Annotated in this window: 12 protein-coding genes; 11 read left to right on the top strand and 1 reads right to left on the bottom strand. The window is 48.0% G+C overall.

Translation table 11 applies throughout. From position 1 onward, the window contains the following. Positions 1-116 precede the first annotated feature (116 nt). The 6 genes from lepB to acpS all read left to right on the top strand — a co-directional run bounded on the left by lepB (position 117) and on the right by acpS (position 4,841). Entirely contained in the window at positions 117-1,016 is a 900-nt protein-coding gene (lepB, locus tag HGP28_RS08010; RefSeq protein ID WP_168835938.1) for a signal peptidase I, read from the top strand. Between the two features lie 165 nt (positions 1,017-1,181). After that, positions 1,182-1,859 (top strand): ribonuclease III, encoded by a 678-nt coding sequence (gene rnc, locus HGP28_RS08005; protein WP_168835937.1) that lies wholly within the window; start codon positions 1,182-1,184, stop codon positions 1,857-1,859. Continuing rightward, a complete protein-coding gene (gene era, locus HGP28_RS08000; protein ID WP_168835936.1) occupies positions 1,852-2,826 on the top strand; it encodes a GTPase Era in 975 nt (324 codons plus the stop codon). The genes rnc and era overlap by 8 nt, the downstream gene beginning before the upstream one ends. A gap of 160 nt (positions 2,827-2,986) precedes the next feature. Beyond that, positions 2,987-3,736: a DNA repair protein RecO gene (gene recO / locus HGP28_RS07995; protein WP_168835935.1), complete on the top strand. Its 750-nt coding sequence runs from the start codon at positions 2,987-2,989 to the stop codon at positions 3,734-3,736. Then, complete coding sequence (gene pdxJ, locus HGP28_RS07990) at positions 3,736-4,467, top strand: pyridoxine 5'-phosphate synthase (RefSeq protein WP_168835934.1); 732 nt, start codon at positions 3,736-3,738, stop codon at positions 4,465-4,467. The genes recO and pdxJ overlap by 1 nt, the downstream gene beginning before the upstream one ends. After that, on the top strand, positions 4,467-4,841 hold the full coding sequence (gene acpS / locus HGP28_RS07985) for a holo-ACP synthase (RefSeq protein WP_168835933.1): 375 nt from the start codon (positions 4,467-4,469) through the stop codon (positions 4,839-4,841). The genes pdxJ and acpS overlap by 1 nt, the downstream gene beginning before the upstream one ends. Before the next feature lie 24 nt (positions 4,842-4,865). Here acpS and barA read toward each other — a convergent pair whose 3' ends face one another. Beyond that, the gene (gene barA, locus HGP28_RS07980) at positions 4,866-7,667 is read right to left on the bottom strand and encodes a two-component sensor histidine kinase BarA (RefSeq protein WP_168835932.1); all 2,802 of its coding nucleotides are present in this window, start codon (positions 7,665-7,667) and stop codon (positions 4,866-4,868) included. 156 nt (positions 7,668-7,823) lie between these two features. On the opposite strand from barA, the gene rlmD reads away from it, so the two are divergent. The 5 genes from rlmD (at position 7,824) to eno (ending at position 15,778) form a co-directional block, all read left to right on the top strand. Next, positions 7,824-9,143, top strand: coding sequence for a 23S rRNA (uracil(1939)-C(5))-methyltransferase RlmD (gene rlmD / locus HGP28_RS07975; RefSeq protein WP_168835931.1), 1,320 nt, complete (start codon positions 7,824-7,826; stop codon positions 9,141-9,143). Between the two features lie 135 nt (positions 9,144-9,278). After that, on the top strand, positions 9,279-11,498 hold the full coding sequence (gene relA / locus HGP28_RS07970) for a GTP diphosphokinase (RefSeq protein ID WP_168835930.1): 2,220 nt from the start codon (positions 9,279-9,281) through the stop codon (positions 11,496-11,498). 254 nt (positions 11,499-11,752) lie between these two features. Then, positions 11,753-12,553 carry a nucleoside triphosphate pyrophosphohydrolase gene (gene mazG / locus HGP28_RS07965; protein ID WP_168835929.1) on the top strand — a complete coding sequence of 267 codons (801 nt, stop codon included), beginning with the start codon at positions 11,753-11,755 and terminating at the stop codon, positions 12,551-12,553. Positions 12,554-12,755: 202 nt separating this feature from the next. After that, a complete protein-coding gene (gene pyrG / locus HGP28_RS07960) occupies positions 12,756-14,393 on the top strand; it encodes a CTP synthase (protein WP_168835928.1) in 1,638 nt (545 codons plus the stop codon). 83 nt (positions 14,394-14,476) lie between these two features. Further along, positions 14,477-15,778, top strand: a complete 1,302-nt coding sequence (gene eno / locus HGP28_RS07955) for a phosphopyruvate hydratase (RefSeq protein WP_168835927.1) — start codon at positions 14,477-14,479, stop codon at positions 15,776-15,778. The last annotated feature ends 175 nt before the right edge of the window (positions 15,779-15,953 follow it).

Here is a 15,953-nt window from a genome sequence, read left to right as displayed (position 1 = left end):
ATAATATTATCTATGCAACTCGGTTGAGTGAAAGGACTTCGTCCTTTCACTTTTCGTTTTTCTGAGCGCTTTTTTGAGTGATATTGAGCTTGCGCTTTGCTTAATAAGGGAAATCAATGGCAAATACATTTTCACTTCTGCTAGTTTTGGTGACCGTCATTACTGGTATTGTTTGGGCACTGGAAAAGTGGGTGTTTGCAAAGCAACGCCAACTGAAATTAGCACAAGCGGAAGCGCAAACCGAATCGGGGCTTGACGACGCGACAAAAGTGAAAATGCAAACTCAGCCTTGGTGGATTGAAAATAGCGTCTCTATCTTTCCCGTGATCGCTTTTGTGTTGGTGCTGCGCTCTTTCATTTATGAACCCTTCCAAATTCCGTCTGGCTCTATGATGCCAACGCTATTGGTGGGGGATTTTATTTTGGTTGAGAAGTTCTCTTATGGCATCAAAGATCCCGTATTTCGCGCTGAACTTATCGAAACGGGTAAGCCAGAACGTGGCGATATTGCCGTGTTTAAATACCCACCGCAACCGAACATTGATTACATAAAACGCATTGTCGGCCTTCCAGGCGATAAAGTGATTTACAACGCAAACAAAGAGTTGTGTGTACAGCCTAAAGGAACGCGTGACTGTCAACCTGTGCCACTGAGCCAGGTCGAAGAGAGCGAGTTTATTCAAGATGGCATACCGCTGATTGAAATGAGCGAGAAGTTGGGTGAACAGACCCATGAAATCTTAGTCAACCCACTGCGCCGTGACCGCGTAAGTGCTTATCAACCGAGACCGGGCATGAACGAGTGGATCGTTCCAAAAGATCACTACTTCGTTATGGGCGATAATCGCGATAACAGTGCCGATAGTCGCTATTGGGGCTTTGTACCTGAGCAGAACTTAGTTGGTAAAGCTGTGGCGATTTGGATAAGCTTTGAATTTGACCGTGATGAGTCAAGCATTTTACCCACATGGGTGCCGACAGGCGTACGCTTTAATCGCATTGGGGCGATTCATTAAGCCCTAGAACCGAACGATACCTACACCGCTTGAAATAGCTGGTGGGCGGCAAGCGAGCGAGTGCTTTTAGCATAGATAGCTATGTAATGAGCGTTGTGCGAGCTTGCCAACACCACAGTAACGTCAAGTTGGGTGGGTTAGGTTACCTTTAAATATTGAGTAAGTATGACGTCTCCAGTAGAGAAATTAGAAACCAAGCTTGGCTATCGCTTTGTTGATGCTGAGTTTTTGAGTTTGGCGCTGACGCACCGCAGTGCGCACAGTAAACATAATGAACGTCTCGAGTTTCTGGGCGATTCAATTTTAAGTTTTGTCATCGCTGACGATCTTTACCAACGCTTTCCCAAAGTGAATGAAGGTGATATGAGCCGCATGCGTGCCACTTTGGTTCGTGGCCATACCTTAGCGGAATTGGGACGCGAATTTGGCTTGGGAGATCACTTAAAATTAGGTCCAGGTGAGCTGAAAAGTGGCGGTTTTCGTCGCGATTCTATTTTAGCTGACGCGGTTGAAGCCATCATCGGAGCTATCTATCTCGACAGTGGCATCGAAGCGGCTCGTCACACGGTATTAGCGTGGTATCAAAGTCGTCTTGAGGCAATTAAGCCGGGCGTGTCACAAAAAGATCCCAAAACCCGATTGCAAGAGTTCTTGCAAGGGCGCAGAAAACCGCTACCTGAATATACAGTGACTAATATTAAAGGTGAGGCGCACAACCAAGAATTTACGGTTGAGTGTCATGTTGCAGGTATGGATAAGCCTGTGGTCGGAAAAGGTACCAGTCGCCGCAAGGCAGAGCAAGCGGCTGCAGAAACGGCACTAGAGCAATTGAACCATGGCTGATTCAACAGATAACACTCCATTTGATATCGATGCGTTTTTCGCATCAAAACCCCAACCACGCTCGGCTGAAAACGAGCATTGTGGCTTTATTGCTATCGTCGGTCGCCCTAATGTGGGCAAATCGACGTTACTGAATAAGCTGCTGGGGCAGAAGATCTCCATTACATCGCGTAAGCCTCAAACCACACGCCACCGTATTATGGGCGTGGAAACCGATGGCGATTACCAAGCGATTTATGTTGATACCCCCGGGCTGCACATTGAAGAAAAGCGCGCAATTAACCGTTTAATGAACCGCGCGGCCAGTTCATCGCTCAGCGATGTTAACTTGGTGCTATTTCTGGTCGACGGTACCCACTGGACCGCCGATGATGAGATGGTTCTGACCAAGCTGCAAAAATCGAATTTTCCCGTGGTACTTTGCATCAACAAAGTCGATAACGTTGGTGATCGCACCGAAGTGATGCAGCACATGATGACGTTGTCGCAAAAGATGAACTTTGTCGATGTAGTGCCAATTTCGGCCAAGCACGGTAAAAATATCGATGTTTTGCGTAAATTGGTGCGTGAGCATTTACCTAAAGCAACACATCACTTTCCGGAAGAGTATGTGACCGATCGCTCTCAGCGTTTTATGGCCTCAGAGATTGTTCGCGAAAAATTGATGCGCTTTACCGGCGACGAGTTACCTTACTCGGTGACGGTGGAAATCGAACGTTTTGATTACAACCCCGAAACCGACGGTTTTCATATCAACGCGTTGATTTTGGTTGAACGCAGTGGTCAAAAGAAAATGGTCATTGGTAAAGGCGGGGAGAAGATCAAAACTATCGGACGCGAGGCGCGTCTCGATATGGAAGAGCTGTTTGGTCGCAAGGTTTACCTTGAAACTTGGGTCAAAGTAAAATCCGGCTGGGCTGATGACGAACGAGCGCTGCGCTCGTTAGGTTATATTGATGATCTTTGAGTCTAATGTGGACTCACAGTAGTCAGGTCTCAGTGCCGCAAGATTGTTTTATAAAAGGAGCCCAGAGGCTCCTTTTATTCATTTACACTGACATTTGCATTGGTAGGGGCATGGTTTGCGTAAGCGCTAACCATCAAATCGTCATAAAGCGAGGTTAGGATTGAATCTCTCAAACCAAGGGTTACAACGCGGCTTTGTGCTGCACCGTCGCCCTTACAGCGAGTCGAGCCTAATTTTAGATGTGTTTACCGAGGAGTATGGGCGCTTAACACTCATGTCAAAGGGGGCTCGTAGCCGTCGTTCACATCTAAAAGGGGCGTTGCAACCGTTCACGCCACTGCTGCTGAAATGGTCAGGGCAAGGGTCGATGAAAACGTTGCGTCAAGCTGAGCCGATAAGCCTTGGTTTGCCTTTGAGTGGCATCCAACTTTATTCGGGTCTTTATCTCAATGAATTGATTGAGCGCGTGTTGGCACCTGAGGTGGCGATGCCCGGGCTCTTTCACGATTATTTACTGGCATTGACTGAGTTAGCGCAAAGCCAAAATCCAGAGCCTGCATTGCGACGCTTTGAATTAGCCTTGCTTGCGGCGTTGGGGTACGGGGTGGATTTTTTACATTGCGCTGGAACGGGCGAGCCCATTGCTCCGACCATGACGTATCGTTATCGTGAACAGCAAGGGTTTATTGCTTCAGTGCGCCGCGATAACTTAACCTTTTTAGGCGATGAATTGATTGCGATCAGTGAGCGCCGCTTTGTCACTAAAGCACAATTAAGCGCCGCAAAGCGCTTTACACGGATAGCGTTAAAGCCGTATCTTGGCGGCAAACCATTGAAGAGTCGCGAGCTGTTTTTGTCGTCACCGGAATTGATGGCGCAGCGCATCGCGAAACGAAGGAGTATGAAGTAATGAGCTCAATTTATCTTGGCGTTAACATTGACCATGTCGCGACACTGCGTAATGCACGTGGCACCAAATATCCAGATCCTGTTCATGCCGCAGAAGTGGCAGAGCGAGCAGGCGCGGATGGCATCACGATTCATTTGCGTGAAGATCGTCGTCATATCACTGACCGAGACGTACGCATTTTGCGCGAGACATTGCAAACACGCATGAATCTTGAGATGGCTGTAACCGATGAAATGGTGGAAATTGCGCTGCAAACGCAGCCTGAATATGTTTGTTTGGTGCCAGAAAAGCGTGAAGAGCTTACAACTGAAGGTGGGCTGGATGTCAAAGGCCACTTTGACAAAGTGAAAGCGGCGACCGAAACATTGACCGCGGCAGGCATTAAAGTCTCGCTCTTTATTGATGCTGACCGCGCGCAGATTGATGCCGCAAAAGCGTGTGGCGCGCCTTTTATTGAATTGCATACTGGCCATTACGCCGATGCAACTGATGAAGCTGCGCAGCAAGCTGAGCTCAAAAAAATTGCCGCCGGTGCCAGTTACGCCTCAGATTTAGGGCTGATTGTTAACGCAGGTCATGGGCTGACGTATCATAATGTCGCGCCTATTGCTGCACTGCCTGAAATTTATGAGCTGAACATTGGTCACTCAATCATTGGGCGTGCGTTGTTTGATGGTTTAGACAAAGCGGTTGCTGATATGAAAGCCGTCATGGTTGCGGCGCGTCGTTAATGGCCATTTGCGGTTTTGGCACAGACATTGTTGAAATTGCGCGAGTGGAAAAAGCGCTGGCTCGTTCGGGTCGCGCTTTTGCTGAACGCATTTTAACTGACGCCGAGATGGCTCAGTTCATTGCGCTTAAAGCCCCAGAGCGCTTTTTGGCTAAGCGCTTTGCCGCCAAAGAAGCCGCCTCCAAGGCACTAGGCACTGGGATTGCGTGTGGCGTGACGTTTCACGACTTTCAAATAACGAATGACGAATTGGGACGACCACAATTAACGCTGCAAGGCCGAGCGCGGGAATTAACCCATGGCGCACGCGCTCATTTAACCTTGTCTGATGAGCAGCATTATGCGGTGGCCAGTGTGATTTTAGAATCGATTTAACCGTGCTAACCGTGTTTTGCACGGTTATTCAGGCACCTGAGCTGGATTGAGATAGAGCTGAGCCGTCACCGTGACTTTGTTCATCTCATCTTGCAGTTCAAACAGTTCTGGCTCAATGTCTTCAAACAGGCGCGATTCACGCAATGCTTCTTCAATCAGCCCACATAACGCTTTGAGTCGTGGTACGCCGCAATACGAGCTGCTGCCATGCAATTTATGAATCACATGCAATAGTTCATCACGAACATTCTCATCGCCATCCAACGCTCGCTCAAGTACGGTTTCGACTTCAGGAATATAATCCACCAGCATGCTTAGGAGTTCTTTGGCCAGATCCGGTTTATTGGCCGACTGCTTTAGCGCTGATTGCCAATCAATGATGATTTCAGATTGCAACCCTTGCTGCTGCGTTGCGGCATCTTCTGGCGTGTCGAAATAACCGGGGGCGACTTTTGCCACCAGTTGCTCGGCATCTGGCCCCCAGTGGATCAGGACTTGCTGCAGCACATGTTCTTCAATCGGTTTGGTTAAATAATCGTCCATCCCTTCGGCAAGCAGTCGGTCGCGCTCACCGCTCATCGCGTGGGCGGTCACCGCGATAACCGGTGTTGCTCGATTCAGGCGGCTCTGCTTGATTAAGTGACATGCTGTAACCCCATCCATATGAGGCATCTGAATATCCATGAAGATAATATCAAAATGCTGCTGGCTAGCTAAATCCACGGCCTGTTGGCCACTGCTGCACTGCACCACATTTAGCACGCGCTCGGCCAAAAGCGCGGTGATGAGTTTAAGGTTCGCTGGATTATCGTCGACCGCCATCACTTGCAACGGCAGTTTATCTGCCTCGTCGGCAATCGGTAAAGGCACGGTTACCACGTCAGGCTTAGCCACAATCAGGCTTTGCAATAATTTACGCCGAGACAGTGGTTTGGTGAGGCATTGAATGTCAAATTGGCTCATTAATTTATCGGCCAGTGCCAGCTCTGTGCTTGGCGTTACCAAGATAACATTGGCGGATAATTGTTGTCCGTGGTTAAGCCAATCACGCACTTGCTGCTCACTATGATGAGCGTTAGGTGCTAGGTTGAGTAACACAAAATCAAAATGGCCGTGGCTGTCATAAATATCCGCTTTGTAGGTGATCGTTAGCCCTTCTAAAGACAGCATATTTTGCAATACAGTCGCCGCTTGCAAATTAGGCTCAACCAGCAGCAACTGTTTGCCTTGTAGCGATTGTGTGTCGACACTTTCTAACATCGGTAAATCGGTTGCTTGTAACCGCAAAGTGAACCAGAACGTAGAGCCTTGGTGTAGACGACTGGTCAAACTGATTTCGCCGCCCATTTGTGAGACCAATTTTTGTGTGATCACCAGACCTAACCCTGTGCCGCCGTAACGGCGAGAAATGCTGGCGTCCGCTTGACTAAAGGCTTGAAATAATTGAGCTTGCTGGCGCTCGGAAATGCCTATTCCGGTATCACGCACCATAAACTGAATGTCGACTGCATTGCCATTTTGCGCGCGCAGCTCAACGCTGACATCAATGTTGCCTTTTTCGGTAAATTTAATTGAGTTGCCCACTAAGTTAGTGAGGATCTGCTGCATTCGCAATGGATCGCCAGCAAGACCGGGCGGAATTTTCGGATCAATGCGAAGTGTCAGTTCCAATCCTTTTTCATGCGCGCTGGTGGCTTGAAGGTTGATGACCTCTTCTAAGCTATCGCGAAAATCAAACGGAATGTTTTCCAGAGCCAGCTTGCCCGCTTCGAGTTTTGAAAAGTCGAGAATGTCATTAATGATGGTCAGTAGGTTATTGGCTGATTTTTCAATCGTTAGCAAGTAATCAGTTTGACTCTTTGATAGGTGCGTTTTCAGCATCTGACGCGTAAAGCCCAATACCCCATTGAGCGGAGTGCGCAGCTCATGGGACATGTTGGCCAAAAATTCGGATTTGACTCGCGCCGCTTCTTGAGCCCGTTTTTTGGCGATGTCGAGCTCAACGTTTTGGATCTCTAATTGCTCTAGTGTTTCGCGCAGATCTGAGGTGGCTTGGTCGATGCTATGCTGCATCTCGATGTGATATTCGGACAGCGAAATCGCCATCGCGTTGATCCCTTTTTTCAACGCATCGAGTTCACCGTGCATCGTACCTTCAATTCGCACATCGAGGTGGCCGCGACGTATGCGGTCAACGACATTCTTCATATGTGTTATCGGTTGAGTGACATCGTGCATCAGTCGTGATGCAAACATGGCTGCCAAACCGATGCCGATAACAAGCACCAAAGCCGCAGAAAAAATTTCTTGATATTGCTGCAACCGCAATGAGGAAAGATCCATCTCAACCGCAATATACCCCACCGCTTGGGTGATCGGCGGTTTGCCATTGAGTTGGTTAATAAAGCGTCCTTCAGTGATAATTGGCGCGCGTAAAATCAGTGTCTGGTCGCTGATTTCGGCATTTCCAACTTGCGGAATAGGCTTAGTATTGTCGAACGCGAGTAAGCTAAAGTTAGGATGAAAGTTTGAGGTAACAAACAGCTCATGGTTGGCATTAAATACGGCGATACTGCGTACTAAATCAGAGTTACGGCGGTGCGCATAGCTGAGCAATCGTCTAACCGACTCTCGGCTGTCGGTGACCAAGTGAGCTTCGCTGGCAATCGCAAGAGGTTCAATGATGCTAGTACCCGTGTTGATCACTTGCCGCTCAAGATCTTGATAGCGGTTAATCGAAAAAAAGGTACTCAGCAAGAGGCCGATAATTAAAGTTGGCGCCAGTGTCAGGGTGATCACTCGCGCTCGTAAGCCGTATCTGGTCATGTTTGCTAATTACATCAAGGTCTGGATGTGGGAAAATAGGGATACCCTTAAAGCATGGGTATAGAATAATCAGAACACCTCGTTGGCACAACGGCACTATAGCGAAATAGTGATGTAGTGTGCAGTGATGAACCGATTTCCACTGAGCAAAGAAACATGGCGCAATTTTTTCAACCTAAAAAGAAGACGCAACCTAGCACAAAACATCAGCCGATGACGATTGAACGGCTCGATCATCAAGGCGCAGGCGTGGCATTCATTAATAAAAAACCAGTATTTGTCGCGGGCGCGCTGCCAAGTGAAGAGGTTTTAGTGCAGTTAGTGGAGTCCAAAAGTCGTTTCGCACGAGGAAAATTAATTAAAGTGTTGAAACCGAGCGAACAAAGGGTAACCCCATTTTGTCCTCATTACGACGCTTGTGGCGGCTGCGATCTTCAGCATCTTGAAGCTCAGGCGCAGCTCGCACACAAACAAGCCACCTTGTCGCAATTAATGCAAAAATTCTCCGGCAATACAGTGGCATTGTCTGAGCCGATTGTCGGCGACTCACGCCATTACCGCCGTCGAGCGCGCATCAGCTTACAAGTGGATAAAAAAAGCGGTCAGTTACGGTTTGGCTTTCGTCGTAAACAAAGTAATGCAATTGAGCCTGTGACAGACTGCCCCGTTCTGGTCAGCCCGCTCAATGCATTGTTGAAACCGCTGCAGCAATGTCTTGCCCAATTTGTCGACAAGTCTCGTTTGGGGCATGTGGAATTGGTGCTTGGTGACAATGGACCGTGCATTACTCTGCGCCATATGGGGCCATTGAAAGAGCATGAACAAGCCGCTCTGGTGGCGTTAGCGCAAAGTCATCAGGCCTCGCTATATCTCATGCCACAAGCGGATGAATTACATCGTGTGTGTGGTGATGAACCATGTTACCAAGAAGTTGGGGTGGATATTGCGTTTGCGCCTAATAACTTTATTCAAGTGAATCAGCGCGTAAATCAAATGATGGTGGCAAGGGCGATTGAATGGCTTGAGTTGGATAAGGATGATCGTGTTTTAGACTTGTTCTGCGGCGTCGGCAATTTTAGTCTACCGCTAGCACAGAGCGCAGCGTTTGTTTGTGGTGTGGAAGGCGTTCCGGCAATGGTGGCTCGCGCCAAAGCCAATGCCAAAGCGAATGGATTGACTCAGGTTCAGTTTTTTCACGCCAATTTGGAAGAGCAATTTTTGGATCAGCCTTGGGCGCGTGAGCAATTTAACAAGGTGCTGCTTGATCCAGCCCGCGCTGGCGCGGTTGGGATCATTGATCAAATCTCAAGTCTTGGCGCGCAGCAGGTGGTTTATGTTTCGTGTAATCCTGCTACGCTAGCTCGTGATAGCCAAAGCCTTTATGCACAAGGGTACCAGTTGCGTAAATTAGCCATGCTCGATATGTTCCCGCATACCAGCCATTTAGAGTCAATGGCGCTTTTTGTTAAACAGTAAACAGTAAGACTTACCCATAACGCGAGTCGGGTGAGGTAGAATAGACGGCGTGGCGTTGAATATCTCAACGCCACGCACTGAACTCGCTAGGATAAAGCGAGTCAAACCAACGACATTTTGAACTAGGATGACACCATGGTTGCGGTAAGAAGCGCACATTTAAACCCCGATGGCCAATTTATACTCGAGAGCTGGATCGCAAGCTTAAATCAAGAGGCTAAAATCAGTCGGCGACTCACCGAGGTTTACCGTCATTGTGAGCAAATGCTAATTGACCATCCTCAAGGCGAGTTATTGCTTTGGCGTGGCCGTGAAATGATTGAAATCCTGATCACTTTGTCGATGGATGGCCCTACATTGGTTGCAGCGCAACTGTTTCCGCTCGTCTCAACCGGCGCGTTGCCGCATGAATGGCTAGAAGAGCATTACAGTAAAGAGATCATTAAGCTGATTGACGGCGTCGATGAAATGGCCGCATTGGGGCAACTGAATATCACTTTAGAAGGCAGTGAAGCCTCGGTGCAAGTGGATAATGTGCGCCGTATGTTGCTTGCGATGGTGGATGATTTTCGCTGCGTCGTGATTAAGCTTGCTGAGCGAATTTGCAACCTCATTGAAGTCAAAAAAGCCCCCGACGCGGTGCGCCGAGCGGCGGCAAAAGAGTGTGCTAACATCTATGCGCCTTTGGCAAACCGTCTCGGTATTGGTCAGTTAAAATGGGAAATTGAAGATTACGCGTTTCGTTATCAGCACCCAGACACCTACAAGCAAATTGCCAAACAGCTTGCTGAGCGCCGCATTGTACGCGAGCAATATATCAAAGACTTTGTGGATGATTTGTCCGCGGAGATGAAAGTCTCTGGCATCAATGCCGAGGTGAGTGGCCGTCCGAAACACATTTACAGCATCTGGCGTAAAATGCAGAAAAAAGGTTTGGCCTTTGATGAGCTGTTTGATGTGCGAGCGGTGCGTATTATTGCTGACCAACTGCAAGATTGTTATGCCGCACTTGGGGTTGTTCATACCAAATACCGCCATTTGCCCAGTGAGTTCGACGATTATGTCGCAAACCCCAAACCCAACGGTTACCAATCAATTCACACCGTGATTTTAGGCCCGGAAGGCAAAACCATTGAAATTCAGATTCGAACTAAGCAGATGCATGAAGAGTCTGAGCTTGGGGTTGCAGCGCACTGGAAATACAAAGAAGGTGGCAGTGGTCGCAGTGGTTACGATGAGAAAATTACGTGGTTACGCAAACTGCTCGATTGGCAAGAAGAGATGTCTGACTCTGGCGAAATGTTGGATGAACTGCGTAGCCAAGTGTTTGATGATCGCGTCTACGCGTTTACGCCTCGCGGCGATGTGGTGGACTTACCGATGGGCGCGACCCCACTAGACTTTGCCTACCATATTCACTCAGAAGTGGGCCACCGCTGCATTGGCGCTAAAGTTGGCGGTCGAATTGTCCCGTTTACCCATAAATTGCAAATGGGCGATCAGGTTGAAATTATCACGTCAAAAGAGCCGAATCCGTCGCGAGACTGGCTCAACCCATCGCTTGGCTTTGTTACCTCAGGCCGTGCGCGCGCCAAAATTAACGCGTGGTTTCGCAAACAATCTCGCGAGAAAAATTTAGAAGCAGGGCGTGAGATCTTAGAGCACGAGCTGCAAAAAATTGGCGCAACCCTTAAAGACGCAGAGCGTTACGCGGTGAAGCGTTTCAATGTCAACAGCGCTGATGAACTTTACGTGGGTGTGGGCAGTGGTGATTTGCGAATTAATCAAATCATTAACCACATTAATGCGTTAGTGAATAAGCCCACCGCAGAGCAAGAAGACCGTGAGGCGCTTGAAAAACTGCAAGGGAAAGAACATCGCGCTCACGCCCACTCGCGGCCCCACAAAGATGCCGTCGTGGTTGAAGGTGTTGATAACCTTATGACCCATCTGGCTCGATGCTGTCAGCCGATCCCAGGTGATGCTATCAGTGGCTACATTACCCAAGGGCGCGGTATTTCGGTCCATCGCAGTGATTGTGAGCAGTTAGAAGAGTTACGCCATCACGCGCCGGAGCGGATCATCGACACGGTCTGGGGCAGTGGGTTTGTTGGCTCTTACATTTTGACGATGCGTGTTGAAGCAATGGAGCGTTCTGGACTCGTTAAAGATATCACGACGCTGTTTTCCAACGAAAAAATTAAAGTGGTTAGCATGAAGAGTCGGACTGATTATCGCAGTCAGTTGTCTATCATGGATTTTGATCTCGAGGTGTCCAATATTGATGTGCTCAGCCGAATTAGTAAACGGATTGAGCAGATCAAGGATGTGATGAACGTGAAACGCTTAGGATAGGTTTCGTCGTATTTGGCGCTACCTCGTTGTTGGCGGCACTGATTCCGCACCATCACATAGTTATCTATGCTCAGATGTCGAAATCATTTTGCCGCCGAGAGCTAGTCGCCAACTACTTAGAAACTAAGCGCTTGGAAACCAAATTGTTATAAACCAACGGAAATATTTACGTTGTGTTATCCGTTAATAAAATAATGAGAAGGTGAGTGGTTTAGCTGCTCACCTTTTTCTTTAGATACTTTAAGGATTCGACTATGAGTCACCCAATCGAACAGTTAGTGGACATTATGGCGACGCTGCGCGACCCTGAGCGCGGTTGTCCATGGGACAAAAAACAGACCTTTGACACCATAGTGCCGCACACGATAGAAGAAACGTATGAGGTCGTTGACGCGATACACAAACGCGATTGGGCTAATTTGCAAGAAGAACTGGGCGATCTGCTGTTTCAAGTGATTTTTTATAGCCAATTGGCCAAAGAGCAGCAATGGTTCGACTTTGCTGATGTGGTGAACACGGTAAATGAAAAATTAACTCGTCGCCATCCTCATGTGTTTACTGACACCTCTTTTGCTGATGAGGCCGAAATTAAAGCCAACTGGGAAGCAGAAAAAGCCAAAGAAAAAGCCGCACGTGGCGAGGTGTTCAGTAGCGTGCTTGATGGGGTTCCTGCTGCACTGCCTGCACTGGCGCGCGCAACAAAAATTCAAAAGAAAGTGGCTCAATATGGTTTTGATTGGCCAACACTGGGTCCAGTGGTAGACAAAGTGCATGAAGAAATTGATGAGGTGCTGGCGGAAGCGCAGCAAATCACACCAAACGCTGAGCGAGTTGAGTCGGAAGTGGGCGATCTGTTATTTGCGACGGTGAATTTGGCTCGTCACTTAAATTGCAACCCTGAAGTGGCATTGGGCAAAGCCAATCAAAAGTTTAGCACTCGCTTTCATGGGGTTGAGCAACGAGCGCAAGCGCAGGGTAAAGCGCTGAGCGAATACTCTTTGGCAGAGCTCGATGGGTTTTGGCAACAAGTCAAAGCCGCTGAAAAGCGGCAGTAATACCCCAGCAAGCGCCGTAATGGCGCGTGCTTTCACTTTGTTCTGGTTGAGAATTCGAGCATCGATTGAAGTTGATTTGAAGCAAAAAAGAAAAAGCCGCACTGTGATAGATTTCACGTTGTGGCGCTAGGGAGCTTCTGGTATATTTACGTCCCGTCCAGATGAAATCCTTTTCCCTCATTCAACCAATTTCAGGTTAAGCATGACAACTAATTACATTTTCGTAACTGGCGGGGTTGTATCCTCTCTAGGTAAAGGCATTGCAGCCGCATCTCTTGCCGCAATTCTTGAAGCTCGTGGTCTTAAAGTGACCATGATGAAGCTTGACCCTTACATCAACGTTGACCCAGGCACTATGAGCCCAACTCAACACGGTGAGGTGTTTGTTACTGAAGATGGCGCCGAAACGGACCTTGACTTAGGTCACTACGAGCGTTTCATTCGCACCAAAATGACGAAGCGTAATAACTTTACCGCAGGTCGTGTTTATTCTGACGTTTTAGCAAAAGAGCGCCGTGGTGATTACTTAGGTGCCACTATTCAGGTGATCCCACATATCACGAATGCGATCAAAGACCGCGTTATCGCTGGTTCAGAAGGTCACGAAATCGCGATCGTTGAAGTCGGTGGTACGGTCGGTGATATCGAGTCATTGCCATTTATGGAGGCGATTCGTCAGCTTGCCGTTGAGATTGGTCGCGAACGCGCCATGTTCATGCACCTAACGCTGGTACCATACCTAGCGGCGGCTGGTGAAGTGAAGACCAAACCAACGCAACACTCAGTAAAAGAGTTGCTATCAATCGGTATCCAACCAGACATTCTCGTTTGTCGCTCAGATCGCATGATCCCAGCCAACGAACGTAAGAAGATTGCGCTGTTCTGTAACGTGTCTGAAAAAGCCGTTATTTCGATGAAAGACGTCGATTCTATCTACAAAATTCCGCAACTTATCAAATCACAGGGCCTTGATGATCTTGTGTGTGCGCGTTTTGGTATCAAGGCGAAAGAAGCGGATTTGTCGGAATGGGAACAGGTTATTTACGAAGAAGCCAACCCAACGGGCGATGTTACCATTGGTATGGTTGGTAAATACATTGAATTGCCAGACGCTTACAAGTCGGTAAACGAAGCGTTAAAACACGCTGGTCTTAAAAATCGTTTAAGCGTTACCATTAAATACATTGACTCACAAGATGTTGAAACCAAAGGGGTTGAGGTGCTTGAAGGCCTGGATGCTATTTTGGTTCCTGGTGGTTTCGGTGACCGTGGCGTCGAAGGTAAAATTCTAGCGGCGCAATACGCGCGCGAAAACAAAGTGCCATACCTTGGTATCTGTCTAGGTATGCAAGTGGCCCTGATTGAATACGCTCGCAACGTAGCGGGTATGAAAGGCGCGCACTCAACAGAATTTAATAAAGAGACTCAATTCCCTGTGGTTGGTTTGATCACAGAATGGGTTGATGCGGAAGGCAACGTTGAAGCTCGCACAGAAACGTCAAATCTTGGCGGTACAATGCGTCTTGGCTCTCAATTGTGCCATCTTGAAAAAGGCACTAAAGCTCGTGCGCTTTATGGCAGCGATACGATTCACGAACGTCACCGTCACCGTTATGAGGTGAATAACCTGTTGCGTCCGCAAATCGAAAAAGCGGGCCTAAAAGTGTCGGGTCTGTCTGCCGATAAGAAATTAGTCGAAATGATCGAGATCCCAAATCATCCTTGGTTTGTGGCCGCTCAGTTCCACCCGGAGTTCACTTCAACCCCACGTGATGGTCACCCATTGTTTGCTGGTTTTATCAAAGCAGCGGGTGAAAATGCGCGCGGTGAGCTGAAGTAAATTAAAATGGATACAGGCAGTCGCGAAGGTTGTGCTGCTGCTTTTTTAAATTTGACATTTAATTTAAACGAGAGGAAACATTAATGTCTAAGATCGTTAAAGTTCTAGGTCGTGAAATCATCGATTCACGTGGTAACCCAACAGTAGAAGCTGAAGTACACCTAGAAGGCGGTTTCGTTGGTATGGCAGCTGCTCCATCTGGCGCATCTACTGGTTCTCGTGAAGCGCTTGAGCTACGTGACGGCGACAAATCACGTTTCCTAGGCAAAGGCGTTCTTAAAGCAATTGAAGCTGTAAATGGCCCAATCGCTGACGCTCTAGTTGGTAAAGATGCAAAAGATCAAGCGGCAATCGACGCTATCATGATCGAACTAGACGGCACTGAAAACAAATCTAACTTCGGTGCAAACGCAATCCTTGCGGTTTCTCTAGCAAACGCAAAAGCAGCAGCTGCTGCGAAAGGCATGCCTCTATACGAGCACATCGCTGAGCTAAACGGCACTGCTGGTGTTTTCTCTATGCCTCTTCCAATGATGAACATCATCAACGGTGGTGAGCACGCTGACAACAACGTTGACATCCAAGAGTTCATGATCCAACCAGTTGGCGCGAAAACTCTTAAAGAAGCTCTACGTATCGGTGCAGAAGTATTCCACAACCTAGCGAAAGTTCTTAAGTCTAAAGGCTACAGCACTGCAGTTGGTGACGAAGGTGGTTTCGCTCCTAACCTTAAGTCTAACGCTGAAGCACTAGAAGTTATCGCAGAAGCGGTTGCAGCAGCTGGCTACGAGCTAGGCAAAGACGTTACTCTTGCTATGGACTGTGCAGCGTCTGAGTTCTTCGACAAAGAAGCTGGCATCTACAATATGAAAGGCGAAGGCAAAACCTTCACTTCTGAAGAGTTCAACCACTACCTAGCTGACCTAGCAAGCAAGTTCCCAATCGTTTCTATCGAAGACGGTCTAGACGAGTCTGACTGGACTGGTTTTGCACACCAAACTCAACTTCTAGGTGACAAACTTCAACTTGTTGGTGACGATCTATTCGTAACTAACACTAAGATCCTAGCGGAAGGTATCGAGAAAGGCATCGCTAACTCTATCCTTATCAAGTTCAACCAAATCGGTTCTCTAACTGAGACTCTAGCTGCAATCAAGATGGCTAAAGACGCAGGTTACACAGCAGTAATCTCTCACCGTTCTGGCGAAACTGAAGATGCAACTATCGCAGACCTTGCGGTAGGTACTGCGGCAGGTCAAATCAAAACTGGTTCTATGAGCCGTTCTGACCGTGTTGCTAAGTACAACCAACTTATCCGTATCGAGGAAGCTCTTGGTGAGCGTGCACCTTTCAACGGTCTTAAAGAAGTAAAAGGTCAAGCTTAATTCTATATTGAATTAATTGCTTAGATTGAAGCTTTTAGAAACGCCTCGCATTCGCGGGGCGTTTTTTTATATCAAGGAAAACCGTCACGTTCCGCCTGTATTGTCCGTGATGATTGTGCCACTTCATCAAGCAGTTGGCTCGAAAGCGACACGGTTCTGTGCTATAAAAGCCGAC

This window comes from Vibrio agarilyticus, assembly GCF_012641465.1.
Lineage (GTDB): Bacteria > Pseudomonadota > Gammaproteobacteria > Enterobacterales > Vibrionaceae > Vibrio > Vibrio agarilyticus.
Note: the sequence above shows the minus strand (reverse complement) of the source record. Positions and strands in the feature narration are given on the sequence as shown.